The sequence below is a fragment of the Azospirillum formosense genome (assembly GCF_040500525.1).
Taxonomy (GTDB): Bacteria; Pseudomonadota; Alphaproteobacteria; order Azospirillales; family Azospirillaceae; genus Azospirillum; species Azospirillum formosense_A.
This window is the reverse complement of the sequence record NZ_CP159403.1, coordinates 174,952-191,925: the sequence shown is the minus strand read 5'-3', so window position 1 is coordinate 191,925 and position 16,974 is coordinate 174,952. Positions and strand designations below refer to the sequence as shown.

The window sequence follows — 16,974 nt, the reverse complement described above, 5'->3', positions numbered from 1 at the left end:
GCATTTTTCGCTTAACGGTGGAAATATTACGTTTTTTCAATCAGTTCCAGCGCCTTTGCTTGGGTTTTGGAACCCTTTCGGACTTCCGGACGGGCGCGGCATCGTTTATCTTCGGCTGACGGTGGGCACCAAGCCTATCCATCTGGGAAATAAGAAAACGGTTTCTTGGAGGAGTAGAGCTTGCGGATGCTTGTCGCCGTGGCCGATGAACTGCGCCGGCAGAGCCGCAGCATCATCGTACGTCTTATGCTGTTTGGACTAGCGCTGGTCTTGGTCGGCGCCTGCGCGCGCATCTGGGTCCTGTCCGCTTTCTTGGAAGACAAGATCAACAATCTTACGTCGTCGCAGCAGCAGTCGACGGCCACCTACGTCGCCCACGACATCGACGAGAAGATCAAGGCGCGGCTCGACCTCCTGCGCCGTGCCGCCGGAAGCCTGCCGCCGGCGATGCTCGACGACCCCATGGCCCTGCGGGACTGGCTGAAGCGGCACCAGGAGATCGCGCCCCTGTTCTCGCGCGGGCTGGTGGTCGTCCGGCCGGACGGCCGCAAGGTGATGGCCGATTATCCGGAACGGCTCCGCCCGCCGGATTTCGACGTGTCGGAGCGCGACTGGTTCCGGGCGGCGCTGGCCTCGCGGGAGCCGGTGATCGGGCGGCCCGCCCGCGCCATCATCGACGGGGAGCCGATGGTGGTCATGGCGATGGCGGTCACCGATCCGGCCGGAGTCCCGATCGCGGTTCTGGCCGGCGCCACGGCCCTGTCGTCGCCCGGCTTCCTCAATCTGGTGCAGGGAAACCGCATCGGGCGCAGCGGCGGGTTCCTGCTGGTGTCCCCCTGGGACAAGCTGTTCGTTTCGGCCAGCGATCACGAGATGATCCTGACCGCCACCCCGCCGGACGGCGTGAACCCGCTGCACGACCGCGCCATGGCCGGCTACCGCGGCACCGGGATCACCGTCAACGCGGCGGGGGTGGAGGAGCTGTCCGCCATCGCCTCCGTCCCGACGGCGGGCTGGTTCCTGGTCGCCCGGCTGCCCACGGCGGAAGCCTTCGAAGGGGTGCGGGATCTGCAGACCTTCATCATCACCAACAGCCTGATGATCGCCGCCTTCGCCGTGACCGTTCTGTTCGTCGGCATGCGCCGCTTCTTCCGCCCGCTGACCGAGGCGGCGCGGCGGATGCACCAGATGGCCGACGGGCATGTCGAGCTGGCGCCGCTGCCGGTCCGCCGCATGGACGAGGTCGGGGAACTGGCGCAGGGCTTCAACTACCTGCTGGGCAAGCTGCGGGAGCAGGAGGCCGCGCTGCGGGCCAGCGAGGCGCGGATGGCCCACATGGCCCACCACGACGCGCTCACCGGCCTGCCCAACCGCGCCATGTTCCACGAGCGGCTGCGGCAGGCCATCGACCGCGCGGAGCGCGGCGGCACCCCGTTCGCCCTGCTCTACATCGATCTGGACGGCTTCAAGCCGATCAACGACACCCATGGCCACAGCCGGGGCGACGAGGTTCTGCGCGCGGTCGCGCGCCGCCTCTCCGGCCTGCTGCGCAAGTCCGACCTGATCGCCCGCATCGGCGGCGACGAGTTCGCGATCATCCTGGAGGTGGAGGCGAGCCGCGCCGGGGCGGAGACCGTCGCCGACAAGTGCCGGGCGGCGCTGGAGGAGCCCATCCTGATCGACGGACTTCGGCTGACGCCCACCCTGTCGATCGGCGTCGCGGTCTTCCCGCAGGACGGGCGCGATTCCCAGCAGCTCATCGTCCACGCCGATCAGGCCATGTACGCGGTCAAGAGGGGCGCCGCCCGCGTCCCGGCCCTGTAGACGCCCCCGCTCAATGGCAGCTCGAACCGCCGCCCGCCGGGCCGCAGCCCTTGCACCCGCCGCCGCAACCGGCGCCCTTCGGCGCGGCGCGACCCAGCAGGCGGGCGCGCAGCCCGGCCGGAAGGATCACCCGCCACACCGTCCACGCCGCGGCCAGCGCCACCACCACCGCGACCAGCAGATCCTGCCACATGGCTCTGCCCTCCCCTTCCCTTACAGCAGCGCAGACGCGACGCGGTAGGTGATGAAGCTCGCCCCGTAGGCCAGCGTGATCATGTAGACGAACATCACCGCCGGCCAGAACCAGCCGTTGGTCTCCCGCTTCACCACCGACAGGGTGGCGACGCATTGCGGGGCGAAGACGTACCAGGCGAGCAGCGACAGGGCGGTCGGCAGGCTCCAGGAGGCGGCCAGCGCCCCGGCCAGCGAGGATTGCAGCGCGTCGCCGCTCTCGCTCAGCGCGTAGATGGTGCCCAGCACGCCCACCGCCACCTCGCGCGCCGCGATGCCCGGCACCAGCGCCACGGCGATCTGCCAAGTGAAGCCGATGGGCGCCAGCAGCGGTTCCAGCGCGTGGCCGATCATGCCGGCGATGGAATACTGGATGGCCGGCTCGGTCGCCCCCTCCGGCGCGCCGGGGAAGCTCGCCAGGAACCACATGACGATCATCAGCGCGAAGATCGTCGTGCCGGCCCGCGCCAGGAAGACCTTGGCCCGCTCGAACAGGCCCAGCGCGATGTCGCGCGGGTTGGGCAGGCGGTAGGCCGGCAGCTCCATCAGCAGCGGCTCGCGCGCGCCCTTGAACACGGTTCCCTTCAGCACGAAGGCGACGGCCAGCGCCGACAGGATGCCGGCGGCGTAGAGCGCGAACATCACCAGCCCCGGCAGCCCGACCAGCCCGCCCAGCAGCGGGCGGTCCGGCACGAAGGCCGCGATCAGCAGCGTGTAGACGGGCAGCCGGGCGGAGCAGGTCATCAGCGGGGCGATCATGATGGTCGCCAGCCGGTCGGCCCGGTTCTCGATGGTGCGCGCGGCCATGACGCCGGGCACCGCGCAGGCGAAGCTGGACAGCAGCGGGATGAAGGCCCGCCCGTGCAGCCCCACCCCGCCCATCAGCCGGTCCAGCAGGAAGGCGGCGCGGGCGAGATAGCCGGTCGCCTCCAGCACCAGGATGAAGAAGAACAGCACGAGGATTTGCGGCAGGAAGATGACCACGCTGCCCACCCCGGCGATGATCCCATCGGTCAGCAGGCTGCGCAGCGCCCCGTCCGGCAGGGTGGCGGCCACCCAGTCCTTGAGCCCGCTGACGGCGCCGTCGATCAGGGTCATCGGCGCCTCGGCCCAGGCGAACACCGCCTGGAACATCAGGAACAGCACGAGGAACAGGAAGGCCAGCCCGAACACCGGGTGCAGGAGGACCGCGTCCACCCGCCGGGTCGCCAGCGGCGGCAGGCCGGCGTCGGCCACGCAGCCGGCCAGCAGCCCCTCGACCTCCTGGTGGTAGGCCCGCAGGTCGCGCGAGGAGGGCTCGCTCCAGCCGCAGGGGGCGGCGTTGTCCGCCGCGTCCGCCGCCGCATCGGACGCCATGGCCATGGCGCCGTCGATCTGTTCCAGCAGCGGCTGGACGCCGCCGCGGCGGATGGCGACGGTCGGCACCACCGGCACGCCGAGCGCCGCGGACAGGGCCGCCGCGTCGATGCGGCAGCCGCGCTTCTCCGCCGCGTCCATCATGTTCAGCGCAAGGATGATCGGGCGGCCCAGCCGCTTCAACTCCACCACCAGCCGCAGATTCAGGCGCAGGTTGGTGGCGTCGGCGACGCAGACCAGCAGGTCCGGACTGTCCTCGTGCGAGAAGCGGCCCAGCACGACGTCGCGGGTCACCTCCTCGTCGGGAGAGCGGGCGCGCAGGCTGTAGGTGCCCGGCAGGTCGATCACCTGGACGCGGCGGCCGAGCGGGCTGACGAAATGCCCGATCTTCCGTTCCACGGTGACGCCGGGATAGTTGGCCACCTTCTGGCGGGAGCCGGTGAGCGCGTTGAACAGGGCGGTCTTGCCGCAGTTCGGGTTGCCGACCAGCGCGATGCGCGGCGGCAGGGCGGAGTCCAGGACCGACATGGCCGGATGTCCTTGCAGGGAAGGCTTGGGAACGGGGATCGGCCGCGCGTCAGGCGGCGGGCGCCACCAGCACGGCGCGCGCCTCGGCGCGGCGGAGCGCCAGCGTGTGCTCGTTCACGCGGATGGCGATGGGATCGCGGCCCGGAAAGGCCTCGTGCAGGACCTCGACGTGGGAGCCCTCGACCAGCCCCATCTCGATCATGCGCCGCTCCAGCTCCCCTTCGGGAAGGGTGGTGACGACCGCCCGCTCATCGACGCCGGTCACGCGGGCGCGCTCGCCCTTCTTCAACTCGCCCAAATGCCGTCCGCCGGGGGACTGGCCCGTTTCGGGGGTGGGATGACCGCTCATGGCTGCACCTGATCGCACCGGGAGGTGGGGGGCGCGTCCGTGTCCGCCCCTCTTCGCCGCGAATGATCCTGCGAAGCGTTCGCATCCGTCCAGCCGGCTAATTGTCGCAGGAGCCTTGTGAAATGAGCGTGGCGACCCCAGCCGAGCTAGGGCTTTGCGGGAGCCGCCGCGCCCTTCGCGTCGCCCTTCGCCGCCGGCGCGGGAGCCGGCGCCTTGGCGGAGCGGTCGAGGTTGGCCTGCGCCGTCTTGGCCGCCGCGCTGTTCGGCGTGTTGCGGACGATCTGGCTCCAATCCTCCCGCGCGCCCGGCAGATTGCCGGTCTGCGCCTTGATGGTGGCGCGCAGCAGCAGCGCGTCGGGATCGCCGGGGCGCAGCTCCAGCGCGCGGTCGATGTCGGCGACGGCCTGCCGGTCGTTGGCCAGCGCCTTGTGGGCGGCGGCGCGGTAGAGATAGGCCTCGGGCCGCCGCGGGTCCTTCTTCAGCGCCGCGTCCAGGTCGGCCACGGCGTCCCAGAAGCGCTCCGTCTCGGCCCGCGCGATGGCGCGGTCGATCAGCAGGTCCACGTCGTCCGGCTGGAGCGCCAGCGCGCGGCTGTAGGCCCGCTCCGCCCGCGCGTTGTCGCCGGCGCGCAGCCACGCCCAGCCGGCCCGCCCGAGGATCGAGGCCCCGGCCTTCGGGTCGTCCTTGCCCAGCACCGGGGCCAGCTCCTCCAGCCGCGCGCCGGCGGTGGTGAAGTCGCCCTTGTGGAACAGCGCCAGCGCCTGGCACAGGCGGGCATGGTCGCCGCCGCCGCGGTTCAGCCAGGTCTGCGCGCTCTCCAGCGCTTCGGCCGGGCGCTTCTCGGCCAGGGTCAGGCAGGCCTGGAACTCCCGGTTGTGATCGATGGCGGGAGCGGCCAAGGCCTGAATGGAGAAGGCCGGGCCGGCGGCGAGGAGCGCCAGCGCGGCCGTGATGAGGTAAGCGTTGCGTCGGTTCATGGCGGCCTTACACTCCGTCATTGCCGCTTCCGACGCAAGGACCCCGCAAGACATGGCTTCACCCCGTCTGTTCGTCTTCGGCCTGGGCTTCACCGCCCGCGTGTTCGCCGACCGGCTGAAGGCCGAGGGCTGGCGGATCGCCGCCACCTGCCGCAGCGAGGACAAGCGCGCCGCCCTGGAGGCGCAGGGCATCGAGGCGTTCCTGTTCGACCGGGGCCGCCCGCTGGAGGACGCCCGCGCAGCGCTGGCCGGCACCACCCATCTGCTGGTCAGCGTGCCGCCCGACGAGCGGGGCGACCCGGTGCTCGACCAGCACGCCCTGGATCTGGCGGACCTGCGGACGCTCGACTGGGCCGGCTACCTGTCCACCACCGGGGTCTACGGCGACACCAAGGGGGAATGGGTGGGCGAGGCGGCGTGGCTGCGCCCGACCGGCGAACGGCAGAAGCGCCGCGTCGAGGCGGAGCGCGGCTGGCTGAACCTCTACCGCCAGTACGGCGTGCCGATGCATCTCTTCCGGCTGGCCGGCATCTACGGGCCGGGGCGCAGCGCGCTGGACAACGTGCGCGACGGCACCGCCCGGCGGGTGGACAAGCCCGGGCAGGTGTTCAGCCGCATCCATGTGGAGGACATCGCGGCGACGCTGCGCGCCTCGATGGACAAGCCGACGCTGGGCGCGGTCTACAACGTCGCCGACGACCTGCCCTCCCCTTCGCACGAGGTGGTGAGCTACGCCTGCGGCCTGCTGGGCGTCGAGCCGCCGCCCCTGGTGCCCTTCGAGGAGGCCGGGCTGTCGCCGATGGCCGCCAGCTTCTACGCCGACTGCCGGCGGGTGAAGAACGACCGCATCAAGCGTCAGCTCGGCGTGGCGCTCGCCTACCCGGACTACCGCGCCGGACTGGACGCCCAATTCGCGGCGGAGAACGGGCGGTAGAGTCGCGGCGGCGCGAATCGCGCGCGCTCCCGCTCCGGCGGCATTCCCCCTACGGCGGCACCCCGCGGGGGCGTCACGGGCCTCCGGATGGGCCGGAATCGTCCTTTCCGGCGACCGTCCGGCCGCGCCGAACGAATTTGGTTCGGCAAAACCGACGTTGTGGTATCATGCGCCCCCGTTCCGGCCCGCTGGATTGCGGCCGGACCGGCATGGGTACGCCTGCGAATCGCAAAAAACACGACCTGCCGAGACGACGACCAGCATGAACATCATCATCGAACGCGCCGCCCTTCTCCGGTCCCTTGGTCATGTGCAGAGCGTGGTGGAGCGCAGGAACACCATCCCCATCCTGTCCAACGTGCTGTTGCGGGCGAGCGACGGCGAGCTGTCGCTGGCGGCCACCGACATGGACCTGGAGATCGTCGAGACGGTCCCGGCCACGGTGACCCGCGCGGGCGGCACCACCGCCCCGGCCCACACGCTGTACGACATCGTGCGCAAGCTGCCCGACGGCAGCCAGGTGGAGCTGGACATCGGCGGCGACGGCACGATCCTGACGCTGCGCGCGGGCCGGTCGCAGTTCAAGCTGTCCTGCCTGCCGGTCGACGATTTCCCGCAGCTCTCCGGCGGCGACCTGCCGCACCGCTTCGACCTGACGGCGGGTGACCTGCGGGCGCTGGTCGACCGCACCCGCTTCGCGATCTCGACCGAAGAGACGCGCTACTACCTCAACGGCATCTACCTGCACGCCGCCAAGGCCAAGGCCGGCGGGGCCGAGCTTCCGGTGCTGCGCGCCGTGGCGACCGACGGCCACCGTCTGGCGCGGGTCGAGATGCCTCTGCCGGAGGGGGCCGCCGGCATCCCCGGCGTCATCGTTCCGCGCAAGACGGTGAACGAGATCCGCAAGCTGATCGACGAGGCCGCCGACCGCATCGAGCTGTCGCTGTCGGACAACAAGATCCGCTTCGCCTTCGATTCGGTGGTGGTGACCTCCAAGCTGATCGACGGCACCTTCCCGGATTACGAGCGGGTCATCCCGGTCGGCAACGACAAGACGATGGAGGTGGACGCCAAGCTGTTCGCCGCCGCCGTGGACCGCGTCGCCACCATCTCCACCGAGAAGAGCCGGGCGGTGAAGCTGTCGCTGACCCGCGGCACGCTGACCCTGTCCGCCACCAGCCCCGAGGCGGGCAGCGCGACGGAGGAGCTGGAGGTCAATTACCAGGAAGGTCCCCTGGAAATCGGCTTCAACTCTCGCTATCTGCTCGACATCACGCAGCAGATCGAGGGCGAGGGCGCGCGCTTCTCGCTGGCCGACGCCGCCTCGCCGACCATCGTGCGCGACGTCGCCGACTCCACGGCCCTTTACGTGTTGATGCCGATGCGTGTGTGACCGGTCCGGACGGATCGGCGCTTTTCGGGCCGGTGCGCTCCGGACCCCGTGTCTGACGGGGTGCGGCGGCCCGGCCCCCGCATCCCGGATCGGACGCTTTGCTCGACGCCAGACAGACTTCGCCCTATCCCGCCCCCGTGGCGGACACTCCGGCCGCCTTGGCGGTGACGCGCCTGACCCTGACCCGCTTCCGCGGCTATGACAGCGCGCGCCTGGAGCCCGACCACCGCCCGGTGGTGCTGACCGGGCCGAACGGCGCCGGCAAGACCAACCTGCTCGAAGCGGTCAGCTTCCTCGCCCCCGGACGCGGCCTGCGCGGCGCCAGGCTGGCGGAGGTCGAGCGGATCGGCCCCGGCACCGGCGCCGGCTGGGCGGTCGCCGCCGTCCTGGACACCCCCACCGGCCCGGTGGAGATCGGCACCGGCCGCGAGATCGGCCTCCAGGCGGCGTCCGGAACGGAGCGCGACCGCCGCGTCGTCCGGGTGGACGGCCATCCCGCCAAGGGCCAGACCGTGCTGGCCGAGCATGTGGCCGTCGTCTGGCTGACCCCGCAGATGGACCGGCTGTTCCTGGAGGGTTCCAGCGGGCGCCGCCGCTTCCTCGACCGGCTCGTCTTCGGCTTCGATCCCGCCCACGCCGGCCGCCTCAGCCGCTACGAGCACGCCCTGCGCGAGCGCGCCCGCCTGCTGCGCGAGGGGCACCGCGGCTGGAACGGCGACGAGGGCTGGCTGGGCGGGCTGGAGGACCAGATGGCCACCACCGGAGTCGCCGTGGCCGCCGCCCGGCGGGACGTGGTGCAGCGGCTGCGCGCCGCCTGCGGGCGGGCCGTCGGCCCCTTCCCCGGCGCCGACCTGACGGTCCAGGGCACGGTGGAGCGCTGGCTCGACGAGGGTCCGGCGCTGGCCGCCGAGGACGCGCTGCGCCGCTCGCTGCGCGACAGCCGGCGCGCCGACTCGGACAGCGGCGGCGCCACGCTGGGACCGCACAAGAGCGACCTCGCGGTGCGCCATGCCCAGAAGGACATGCCGGCGGCGCTCTGCTCCACCGGGGAACAGAAGGCGCTGCTGATCGCCATCATGCTGGCCAACGCCCGCCTTCTGGCGGCAGAGCGCGGGGCCGCCCCGCTGCTGCTGCTGGACGAGGTGGCCGCCCATCTCGACCCGCAGCGGCGCGAGGCGCTGTTTGACGAGATCCTGGCGCTGGGCGCCCAGGCCTGGATGACCGGCACCGACGATTCGGTCTTCGCACCGCTCGGCGGTGCCGCCAAACGCTTCCACATCGAGGATGCGACCGTGACCCCGGCCTAGCTCCCGAAAAGACCCGCGAAAAAGGGCCGGAAAGCCCAGAAAATCGCCCGCCGAACAACGGTATTCCGCCGAAACCCAACGCAGTCTGCTATAGTCGAGCCATGGCACAGGAAGCACTGAAGAACGACCTCCCGCAGCAGGATTACGGCGCGGAATCGATCACCGTCTTGCGCGGGCTGGACGCCGTGCGCAAGCGCCCGGGCATGTACATCGGCGACACCGATGACGGCTCCGGACTGCACCACATGGTCTACGAGGTCGTGGACAACGCGATCGACGAGGCGCTGGCCGGCTACTGCGACGCGGTCGTGGTGCAGCTGAACGCCGACGGGTCGGTCACGGTGCGCGACAACGGCCGCGGCATCCCCACCGACATCCACTCCGAAGAGGGCGTGTCGGCGGCGGAGGTCGTGATGACCCAGCTCCACGCCGGCGGCAAGTTCAACCAGAACTCCTACAAGGTGTCGGGCGGCCTGCACGGCGTGGGCGTGTCGGTGGTGAACGCCCTGTCGGAGACGCTGGACCTGCGCATCTGGCGCAACGGCCGCGAATGGTTCATGCGCTTCCGCCACGGCGTGGCCGACGCGCGGCTGGCCGACATCGGCGCGGCGCCGATGGTCGACGACGGCAAGGGTGGGCAGAAGCCGCTCTCCGGCACCGAGGTCACCTTCCTGCCGTCCAAGGAGACCTTCACCAACACCGAGTTCGACTTCGCGACGCTGGAACACCGGCTGCGCGAGTTGGCCTTCTTGAACTCCGGCGTGCGGCTGGTGCTGACCGACGCCCGCGGGGTGGAGCCGAAGGTCCAGGACCTGCACTATGAAGGCGGGCTGGAAGCCTTCGTGAACTGGCTCGACCGTTCCAAGGTGCCGCTCCACAAGCCGGCGATCTCGATCAAGGCGGAGCGCCCGACCGAGCATGGCGGCGTGGTCACCGTGGAATGCTCGCTCCAGTGGAACGACAGCTACCACGAGACGACCCTCTGCTTCACCAACAACATCCCGCAGAAGGACGGCGGCACCCACCTCGCCGGCTTCCGCGCGGCCCTGACGCGGGCGATCAACAACTACGCCAACGAGTCGGGCATCGCGAAGAAGGAGAAGGTCAACCTCTCCGGCGACGACGCGCGCGAGGGGCTGACCTGCGTGCTGTCGGTGAAGGTGCCCGACCCGAAATTCTCCAGCCAGACCAAGGACAAGCTGGTCTCCTCCGAAGTCCGCCCGGTGGTCGAGGCGGTGGTGGGCGAATGCCTCGCCCAGTATTTCGAGGAGCATCCGGCGGACGCCAAGCGCGTCGTCCAGAAGGTGGTCGAGGCCGCCGCCGCCCGTGAGGCCGCCCGCAAGGCGCGCGAGCTGACCCGGCGCAAGGGTGCCTTGGACATCGCGTCCCTGCCCGGCAAGCTGGCCGACTGCCAGGAGCGCGACCCGGCGCTGTCCGAACTCTTCATCGTGGAGGGCGATTCGGCGGGCGGCTCGGCCAAGCAGGGCCGGTCGCGCCAGTTCCAGGCCATCCTGCCGCTGCGCGGCAAGATCCTGAACGTGGAGCGGGCGCGCTTCGACAAGATGCTGTCCTCGGCGGAGATCGGCACGCTGATCGCCGCGCTGGGCACCGGCATCGGGCGCGACGAGTTCAACCCGGACAAGACGCGCTATCACAAGATCATCATCATGACCGACGCGGACGTGGACGGCAGCCACATCCGCACGCTCCTGCTGACCTTCTTCTTCCGGCAGATGCCGGAGCTGATCGAGCGCGGCTATCTCTACATCGCCCAGCCGCCCCTCTACCGCATCAAGCGCGGCAACGCGAAGGAGCGGTACCTGAAGGACGACCGGGCGCTGGAGGAGTATCTGATCGAGGCGGCGCTGGGCGACCTGTCCGTGCGTCCGGCCGACGGCTCGCTGATGACCGGCGAACCGCTGCGCGAGATGGTCGAGCAGGCCCGCGGCGCCCGCCTGCACATCGAGACTCTGGCCCGCAAGGCCGGCAACCTGTCGGTGGTGGAATCGGCGGCGGTGAGCGGCGCCCTGTCGGTCGCCCTGTCGCAGGACACCGCCCAGGCGCAGCAGGCGGCCGAGGCGGTCGCCGCCCGGCTGAACGCGCTGGACGCGGAGGGCGGCTGGCGCGGCGAGAGCCTGCTCCAGGGCGGCTACGCGCTGGTGCGGACGCGCCGCGGCGTGACCCACCGCCACCATCTGGACGCCGACCTGCTGAAGAGCGCCGAGGCCCGCAAGCTGGACGCCATCGCGGCGGACCTGAAGCGCGCCTACGCCGAGCCGGGCCGCGCCTTCGAGAAGCAGAAGGAAAGCCGCAGCCTGACCGGCCCCGTCGCCCTGTTCGACACGGTGATGGAGCTGGGCCGCCGCGGCGTGACGATCCAGCGCTACAAGGGCCTGGGCGAGATGAACCCCGACCAGCTCTGGGAAACCACGCTGGACCCGACCAAGCGCTCGCTGCTGCAGGTGAAGGTCAACCACGCCGATCAGGCGGAAGAGGTCTTCTCCACCCTGATGGGCGACATCGTCGAGCCGCGCCGCGAGTTCATCCAGGAGAACGCGCTCAAGGTCGCCAACCTCGACGTGTAAACGGCTCCCGCAGGATTGCGCAGACCCTGGGCAATCGGCGGGCCATCTGAGACGGGCGGAGTCGAAAGGCTCCGCCCGTTTTGCATGTCGGACCTCCATGTCCTGGGAGTGAGACAGCAATGATCCGCATAAGACCGGCAACCCCGTGCGATGCCCCCGCCCTGCCGGGGATCGAGCGCAGCTCCGGCACGATCTTCCGTCAATGGGCGGGGCTGGAATGGATCGCCGACGACGACGTCCAGTCGGAGGAGCGGCATCACACCCTGATCGCCGACGGCGTCGCGTTCGTCGCCGAGCTGCCAGGGCATGGCCCCGCCGCCTTCCTGAACGGGTCGGTGACGCCCGATGCCCTGCACATCTGGCAGGTGGCGGTCCACCGGGACCGGCAGGGACAGGGCCTCGGCCGGCAATTGATCGACGCGGCCCAGGGCTACGCCGTCGACCACGGCGTTCCCTCGCTGACCTTGACCACCTTCAGGGCCGTGCCGTGGAACGAACCCTATTATCGAAGGCTCGGCTTCGTCACGCTGGACGACGGGCAGCTCGGCCCCCGGCTGCGCGCCGTTCTCGATGCGGAGAAGCAGGCCGGGCTGCCCATCGCCCAACGTTGCGCCATGAGGAAAATGCTCTGACGGCGGCTGGGCGCGACCGTGCGCCAGGGGTCATGGGCACCGGGGTCCCTAGGGGCCGGGGTCCACGACGAGCGCGACAAGATTGACGCGACCAACAATTCGTCGGCCGGATGCTTGACATGGCCGTAATTTTATTGCTTCGCTGCGTTGCGCAGTCTGCGTATCTGGTATTTGGTATACCAGTGTACAGTCATCTCCATCAGACACGAGGGAGATGCACCATGGCTTACACCACCGCTTCGCACACCGATCATGACGGCGCTCTGTCGGGGATCGTCAAGGGCGTCCGTGAGTTCGTGAGCGCCTGGTTTGAAACCTCCGCCGCCTACCTCGTCTACCGTGAGCTGTCGGCCCTGAGCACGGGCGAACTGGCCGCCCGCGATCTGCGCCGCGAGGACATCGGCCGCGTCGCCATGGACCTGCCGACGCTGATGCGCGAGTAAACCGCACACCGCCCGCACTCCCGGATCGGACGTTCGCTTCGCCGCGGCGGCTGCCAAGGGAGAACAGGTCGAGCCGCCGGCGGGAACTCAATTGCCTGCCAGAACCGCCAGACAGGCCGCGGGTGGCTCGGGAACGGTCTTGGGCGGCCGGGGCCCCGGCGCCTCCTTCGGGGGCTCGAACCAGCTCAAAAGCTCCTGGCCGCAGCCGTCGCCCGGCGGGACGGGGGCTTGCGGAACGCAGGCCGTCGATCCGGCGGGGCAATTCATCCGCACATGGAAGTGCGAGTCGTGCCCGGCCCAGGGCCGCACGGCGTTCAGCCAGGAGCGGTCTCCCCGCTCGCTCTCGCACAGCGCCAGCTTGATCGCCGGGTTCACGAACACCCGCGCGACCTTCGGGCTCGTCGCCGCCAGCTGCAGCAGCCGCGCCTGACGGGGACCGAACCGCTCGAGCAGGACGCGCTGGGTCTGCCGGTTCACCATGGTCGGGAAGTCCGTGCGCTCCCGCGCCTCCCGCGGGAGCGGCGGCTGGTCGAGATCGAACCAGACGTCCACGTCGAGCCCGATCTGATGGCTGGCGTGCCCGCTTTCCATGCGGCCGCCATACCGCTTGGAGAGATCGCCGACGGCCAGCCGCCCGAGCCGCTCGGCCTGCGCCCGGCGGGCAAGCTCCTGGACGAAGGCGATGGTGTCGGGGTGGCCGTGGTTCCGGTTCCGCGACAGGTTGACCGCCTGATAGCCAAGCCCTTCCGGAGGCAGCGTCTGCGCGCCGCGAATGCAGCCGTTGGCGTAGCCGCCGATCGGCTGCGCCAAGGGGGGCGTCACCGGCGGCTGCAAGGCCACCGTGCCGAGCCCCGCCGGAACAGCGCCGGAAACCGGCGAGACCGGATCGGCCGCCTCCGCGCCGCCACCCGCGACCCAGACGCCGCACAGGATCGCCAGCACAGCGAAAGACCATCGTTGAGCCATGACCGGCGCCTCCTTCTCCTCCTTGACCGGGCCCGACCTTAGCACGCGGCCTGCGATCCGGGCGTTGCATAGGGCGGGCGGCGCACTGTTTTGCGCCGAACGGTCACGGCGCCGGCGACCGCGAAGCATGCGGATTTGGCGGGGCGGCACGGCGCCGCCTTTTTCTTGTTGCGCGCGTCACGGCGATGCAGAATCCCTCTCAAAACCGAAAAGAATGGGAAGGGAGAGTCCCCCGCCATGAAACGTCGTTCCTTTTTGACCAGCGCCGGGGTCGGGCTGGCCGCCAGCACCGTCGTCGCCGCGCCGGCCATCGCGCAGAGCCAGCCCGAGATCAAGTGGCGCATGGCGTCGAGCTACCCCAAGAGCCTCGACACCATCTTCGGCGGGGCGGAGCTGATCGCCCGCCGGGTCGCCGCCGCCACCGACAACAAGTTCCAGATCCGCACCTTCGCGGCGGGCGAGATCGTTCCGGCGCTCCAGGTGCTGGACGCGGTGCAGAACGGCACGATCGAGTGCGGCCAGTCCGCCGCCTATTTCTACATCGGCAAGGACCCGACCTTCTGCTTCGACACGGCCATGCCCTTCGGCCTCAACACGCGCCAGCACATCTCCTGGATGATGCACGGCGGCGGGCTGGAGCTGATGCGGGAGCTGTTCCGGGAACACAACATCCACAACATCCCCGCCGGCAACACGACGGCCCAGATGGGCGGCTGGTTCCGCAAGGAAATCAAGACGGTGGAGGATCTCAGCGGCCTCAAGATGCGGGTCGGCGGGCTGGCCGGCCAGATCATGGGCAAGCTGGGACTCGTCCCGCAGCAGATCGGCGGCGGCGACATCTACCCGGCGCTGGAGCGCGGCACCATCGACGCGGCGGAGTTCGTCGGCCCCTACGACGACGAGAAGCTCGGCTTCCACAAGGTCGCCAAATACTACTACTCGCCGGGCTGGTGGGAGGGCTCCGCCCAGATCCCGCTGATGATCAACATCACCGCCTGGGAGCAGCTTCCGGAGTCCTACAAGACGATCCTGGAGCAGGCCTGCTGGGAGGCCAACACCTGGATGATCGCCAAGTACGACGCCGTCAACGCCGCGGCGCTGAAGCGTCTGGTGGCTGGCGGCGCCCAGCTCCGCGCCTTCCCGCGCGACGTCATGATGGCCTGCGAGAAGATCGCCAACGAGCTGTATGACGAGCTGTCGGCGAAGAACCCGCGCTTCAAGAAAGTCTACGATGCGTGGAAGCCCTTCCGCGACGAGGAGCGGCTGTGGTTCCGCGTCGCCGAGAACAGCTTCGACTCCTACGTCTATTCCCAGTCGGCGCAGCGCCGCTGAGGAGACAGCGGCCCCTTCCCGTCCAGGTGACGGAGAGGGGCCGCCCTTCCGGTCAGGCGGTCAGTGCGAGACCGCTCCGGCCGCCCCCAGGCCGGTTTCCGACCGGATGTACTGATACTCGTAGGCCTTCGCCTCCGCCGCGGCCCGCGCGCTGCGGTCGGTGACCGAGAAGAGCCAGGTCGTCGCGAAGGCGATGACCATCGAGAACAGCGCCGGATGCTCGTAGGGGAAGATCGGCGCCGGAAACTTGAAGACGCTGACCCACACGGTCGGCCCCAGCACCACGAAGGCGACGCAGCTCACCAGACCGGCGAAGCCGCCGACGAAGGCGCCGCGGGTGGTCAGCCCCTTCCAGAAGATCGACAGGATCAGCACCGGGAAGTTGACCGAGGCCGCCAGACCGAAGGCGAGCCCGACCATGAAGGCGATGTTCTGGTTCTCGAACAGCAGGCCCAGCGTGATGGCGATGACGCCCAGCGCCAGCGTGGCGAGGCGCGACACGCGCATCTCCGACGCCTCGGTGGCGTTGCCCTTCTTGATGACGCGGGCGTAGAGATCGTGGCTGACCGCCGACGCGCCGGCCAGCGTCAGGCCGGCGACCACCGCCAGGATGGTGGCGAAGGCGACCGCCGAGATGAAGCCGAGGAAGATGTTGCCGCCGATGGCCTTGGACAGGTGGATGGCCGCCATGTTGCCGCCGCCCAGGATCTTGCCCGCCGCGTCCAGATAGGCCGGGTTGGTGCCGACGATCACGATGGCGAGGAAGCCGATGGTCACCGTCAGGATGAAGAAATAGCCGATGAAACCGGTGGCGTAGACGACCGACTTGCGCGCCTCCCTGGCGTCCGGGACGGTGAAGAAGCGCATCAGGATGTGCGGCAGCCCCGCCGGCCCGCACATCAGCGCGAGGCTGAGCGACACCGCGGCGATGGGGTCGGCCATGGCGGCGCTGGGGCGCAGGATGGCGGCGTTCGCGGCGTGGGCGGCGACGGCCTGCTGGAGCAGCCGCTCCGGGTTGAAGCCGAACTGCGCCAGCGCCAGCCCGACCAGAACGGTGCAGCCGCCGAGCAGCATCACCGCCTTGATGATCTGCACCCAGGTCGTGGCGAGCATGCCGCCGAAGGTGACGTAGAGGATCATCAGCATGCCGACCATCACGACGGCGTAGGTGTAGTCCAGCCCGAACAGCAGCTGGATCAGCTTGCCCGCCCCGACCATCTGCGCGATCAGGTAGAAGCAGACCACGGTCAGCGACCCGACCGCCGCCAGCGAGCGGATCGGCGTCTGCCCCAGCCGGTAGGACGCCACGTCGGCGAAGGTGAAGCGGCCGAGGTTGCGCAGCCGCTCGGCGATCAGGAACAGCATCAGCGGCCAGCCGACCAGGAAGCCGATGGTGTAGATCACCCCGTCGAAGCCCTTGGCGAAGACCATGCCCGACAGGCCGAGGAAGGCCGCCGCCGACATGTAGTCGCCCGCGATCGCCAGCCCGTTCTGGAAGCCGCTGATGCCGCCGCCCGCGGTGTAGAAGTCCGACGCCGAGCGGGTGCGCTTGGACGCCCAGTAGGTGATGCCCAGCGTGCCGGCGACAAACAGCAGGAACATGGCGATGGCCGTCACGTTGACCGGCTGGCGCTCCACCGCGCCGTCGATGGCGGCGGCGACCGCGGGACCGCCCGCCAGCGCCGGCAGCAGCGCGGCGGAGGCGGAAGCGAGACGACGCGCGGCGCTCATCGGCCCACCTCGTTCAGCAGGTCGCGGTTCATCGCGTCGTAACGGCTGTTGGCGCGCAGCACATAGACGCCGGTCATCAGCGAGCAGAAGACGGTGATGACGATGCCGGCGGCCAGCCCGACCGGGAAGGTCATGCCGTCGGCCAGCGGGCGCGCCATCAGGTCGGGCGCCAGCGCCGAGGCGAACACGAAGGCGTAGTAGACGGCCAGGACGATCAGCGCCAGCCGCCAGCTGAAGCGCGCGCGGCTCGCCGTCATCGCGGCGAACTTCGGGTTGGACAGCACCCGCTCGTAAATCTCGTCGGACATGGTTTTTATCGCTTTTTTCTTGGAACCCAGACATTGCGCATCGCAGCAATACCTTGGGTGCATGGCAGCAAAAAGCGA

At 69.9% G+C, this 16,974-nt stretch carries 15 protein-coding genes; 8 read left to right on the top strand and 7 right to left on the bottom strand.

The features are described 5' to 3' along the window. Nucleotides 1–186 precede the first annotated feature (186 nt). Nucleotides 187–1,824, top strand: coding sequence for a diguanylate cyclase (locus tag ABVN73_RS13985; protein WP_353860807.1), 1,638 nt, complete (start codon nt 187–189; stop codon nt 1,822–1,824). A 10-nt stretch (nt 1,825–1,834) separates the two neighbouring features. On the opposite strand, the gene ABVN73_RS13980 is transcribed toward ABVN73_RS13985, so the two are convergent. The 4 genes from ABVN73_RS13980 to ABVN73_RS13965 form a co-directional block, all read right to left on the bottom strand. Then, nucleotides 1,835–2,017, bottom strand: coding sequence for a hypothetical protein (locus ABVN73_RS13980; protein WP_137105541.1), 183 nt, complete (start codon nt 2,015–2,017; stop codon nt 1,835–1,837). Nucleotides 2,018–2,037: 20 nt separating this feature from the next. Then, nucleotides 2,038–3,939, bottom strand: coding sequence for a ferrous iron transporter B (locus ABVN73_RS13975; protein WP_353860271.1), 1,902 nt, complete (start codon nt 3,937–3,939; stop codon nt 2,038–2,040). A gap of 49 nt (nt 3,940–3,988) precedes the next feature. Continuing rightward, on the bottom strand, nt 3,989–4,288 hold the full coding sequence (locus tag ABVN73_RS13970; RefSeq protein ID WP_353860270.1) for a FeoA family protein: 300 nt from the start codon (nt 4,286–4,288) through the stop codon (nt 3,989–3,991). Nucleotides 4,289–4,434: 146 nt separating this feature from the next. Beyond that, complete coding sequence (locus ABVN73_RS13965; protein WP_353860269.1) at nt 4,435–5,265, bottom strand: tetratricopeptide repeat protein; 831 nt, start codon at nt 5,263–5,265, stop codon at nt 4,435–4,437. 52 nt (nt 5,266–5,317) lie between these two features. On the opposite strand from ABVN73_RS13965, the gene ABVN73_RS13960 reads away from it, so the two are divergent. The 6 genes from ABVN73_RS13960 to ABVN73_RS13935 all read left to right on the top strand — a co-directional run bounded on the left by ABVN73_RS13960 (nt 5,318) and on the right by ABVN73_RS13935 (nt 12,559). Further along, nucleotides 5,318–6,199, top strand: coding sequence for an SDR family oxidoreductase (locus ABVN73_RS13960; RefSeq protein ID WP_353860268.1), 882 nt, complete (start codon nt 5,318–5,320; stop codon nt 6,197–6,199). 262 nt (nt 6,200–6,461) lie between these two features. Continuing rightward, a complete protein-coding gene (gene dnaN / locus ABVN73_RS13955) occupies nt 6,462–7,592 on the top strand; it encodes a DNA polymerase III subunit beta (protein WP_014197767.1) in 1,131 nt (376 codons plus the stop codon). A 98-nt stretch (nt 7,593–7,690) separates the two neighbouring features. Beyond that, nucleotides 7,691–8,899 (top strand): DNA replication/repair protein RecF, encoded by a 1,209-nt coding sequence (recF, locus tag ABVN73_RS13950; RefSeq protein WP_353860267.1) that lies wholly within the window; start codon nt 7,691–7,693, stop codon nt 8,897–8,899. A gap of 101 nt (nt 8,900–9,000) precedes the next feature. Further along, nucleotides 9,001–11,484: a DNA topoisomerase (ATP-hydrolyzing) subunit B gene (gene gyrB / locus ABVN73_RS13945; protein ID WP_353860266.1), complete on the top strand. Its 2,484-nt coding sequence runs from the start codon at nt 9,001–9,003 to the stop codon at nt 11,482–11,484. A 119-nt stretch (nt 11,485–11,603) separates the two neighbouring features. Further along, on the top strand, nt 11,604–12,116 hold the full coding sequence (locus ABVN73_RS13940) for a GNAT family N-acetyltransferase (protein ID WP_353860265.1): 513 nt from the start codon (nt 11,604–11,606) through the stop codon (nt 12,114–12,116). Nucleotides 12,117–12,337: 221 nt separating this feature from the next. Continuing rightward, nucleotides 12,338–12,559: a hypothetical protein gene (locus ABVN73_RS13935; RefSeq protein WP_353860264.1), complete on the top strand. Its 222-nt coding sequence runs from the start codon at nt 12,338–12,340 to the stop codon at nt 12,557–12,559. An 87-nt stretch (nt 12,560–12,646) separates the two neighbouring features. On the opposite strand, the gene mepA is transcribed toward ABVN73_RS13935, so the two are convergent. Then, nucleotides 12,647–13,525, bottom strand: a complete 879-nt coding sequence (gene mepA / locus ABVN73_RS13930) for a penicillin-insensitive murein endopeptidase (RefSeq protein WP_353860263.1) — start codon at nt 13,523–13,525, stop codon at nt 12,647–12,649. A gap of 237 nt (nt 13,526–13,762) precedes the next feature. On the opposite strand from mepA, the gene ABVN73_RS13925 reads away from it, so the two are divergent. Further along, complete coding sequence (locus ABVN73_RS13925; RefSeq protein ID WP_353860262.1) at nt 13,763–14,857, top strand: TRAP transporter substrate-binding protein; 1,095 nt, start codon at nt 13,763–13,765, stop codon at nt 14,855–14,857. A gap of 60 nt (nt 14,858–14,917) precedes the next feature. On the opposite strand, the gene ABVN73_RS13920 is transcribed toward ABVN73_RS13925, so the two are convergent. Both ABVN73_RS13920 and ABVN73_RS13915 read right to left on the bottom strand, forming a co-directional pair. Beyond that, nucleotides 14,918–16,588 (bottom strand): cation acetate symporter, encoded by a 1,671-nt coding sequence (locus ABVN73_RS13920; protein ID WP_353860261.1) that lies wholly within the window; start codon nt 16,586–16,588, stop codon nt 14,918–14,920. Next, nucleotides 16,585–16,896, bottom strand: a complete 312-nt coding sequence (locus ABVN73_RS13915) for a DUF485 domain-containing protein (protein ID WP_353860260.1) — start codon at nt 16,894–16,896, stop codon at nt 16,585–16,587. The genes ABVN73_RS13920 and ABVN73_RS13915 overlap by 4 nt, the downstream gene beginning before the upstream one ends. Between the last annotated feature and the right edge of the window lie 78 nt (nt 16,897–16,974).

Bases quoted from the DNA above. Each gene is read 5' to 3' on its own strand.
- gyrB (WP_353860266.1), top strand. From the start codon at position 9,001: ATGGCACAGGAAGCACTGAAGAACGACCTCCCGCAGCAGGATTACGGC.
- ABVN73_RS13925 (WP_353860262.1), top strand. From the start codon at position 13,763: ATGAAACGTCGTTCCTTTTTGACCAGCGCCGGGGTCGGGCTGGCCGCC.
- ABVN73_RS13940 (WP_353860265.1), top strand. From the start codon at position 11,604: ATGATCCGCATAAGACCGGCAACCCCGTGCGATGCCCCCGCCCTGCCG.
- dnaN (WP_014197767.1), top strand. From the start codon at position 6,462: ATGAACATCATCATCGAACGCGCCGCCCTTCTCCGGTCCCTTGGTCAT.
- ABVN73_RS13980 (WP_137105541.1), bottom strand. From the start codon at position 2,017: ATGTGGCAGGATCTGCTGGTCGCGGTGGTGGTGGCGCTGGCCGCGGCG.
- ABVN73_RS13985 (WP_353860807.1), top strand. From the start codon at position 187: ATGCTTGTCGCCGTGGCCGATGAACTGCGCCGGCAGAGCCGCAGCATC.
- ABVN73_RS13960 (WP_353860268.1), top strand. From the start codon at position 5,318: ATGGCTTCACCCCGTCTGTTCGTCTTCGGCCTGGGCTTCACCGCCCGC.
- ABVN73_RS13915 (WP_353860260.1), bottom strand. From the start codon at position 16,896: ATGTCCGACGAGATTTACGAGCGGGTGCTGTCCAACCCGAAGTTCGCC.
- ABVN73_RS13970 (WP_353860270.1), bottom strand. From the start codon at position 4,288: ATGAGCGGTCATCCCACCCCCGAAACGGGCCAGTCCCCCGGCGGACGG.
- mepA (WP_353860263.1), bottom strand. From the start codon at position 13,525: ATGGCTCAACGATGGTCTTTCGCTGTGCTGGCGATCCTGTGCGGCGTC.
- ABVN73_RS13920 (WP_353860261.1), bottom strand. From the start codon at position 16,588: ATGAGCGCCGCGCGTCGTCTCGCTTCCGCCTCCGCCGCGCTGCTGCCG.
- ABVN73_RS13975 (WP_353860271.1), bottom strand. From the start codon at position 3,939: ATGTCGGTCCTGGACTCCGCCCTGCCGCCGCGCATCGCGCTGGTCGGC.
- ABVN73_RS13965 (WP_353860269.1), bottom strand. From the start codon at position 5,265: ATGAACCGACGCAACGCTTACCTCATCACGGCCGCGCTGGCGCTCCTC.
- ABVN73_RS13935 (WP_353860264.1), top strand. From the start codon at position 12,338: ATGGCTTACACCACCGCTTCGCACACCGATCATGACGGCGCTCTGTCG.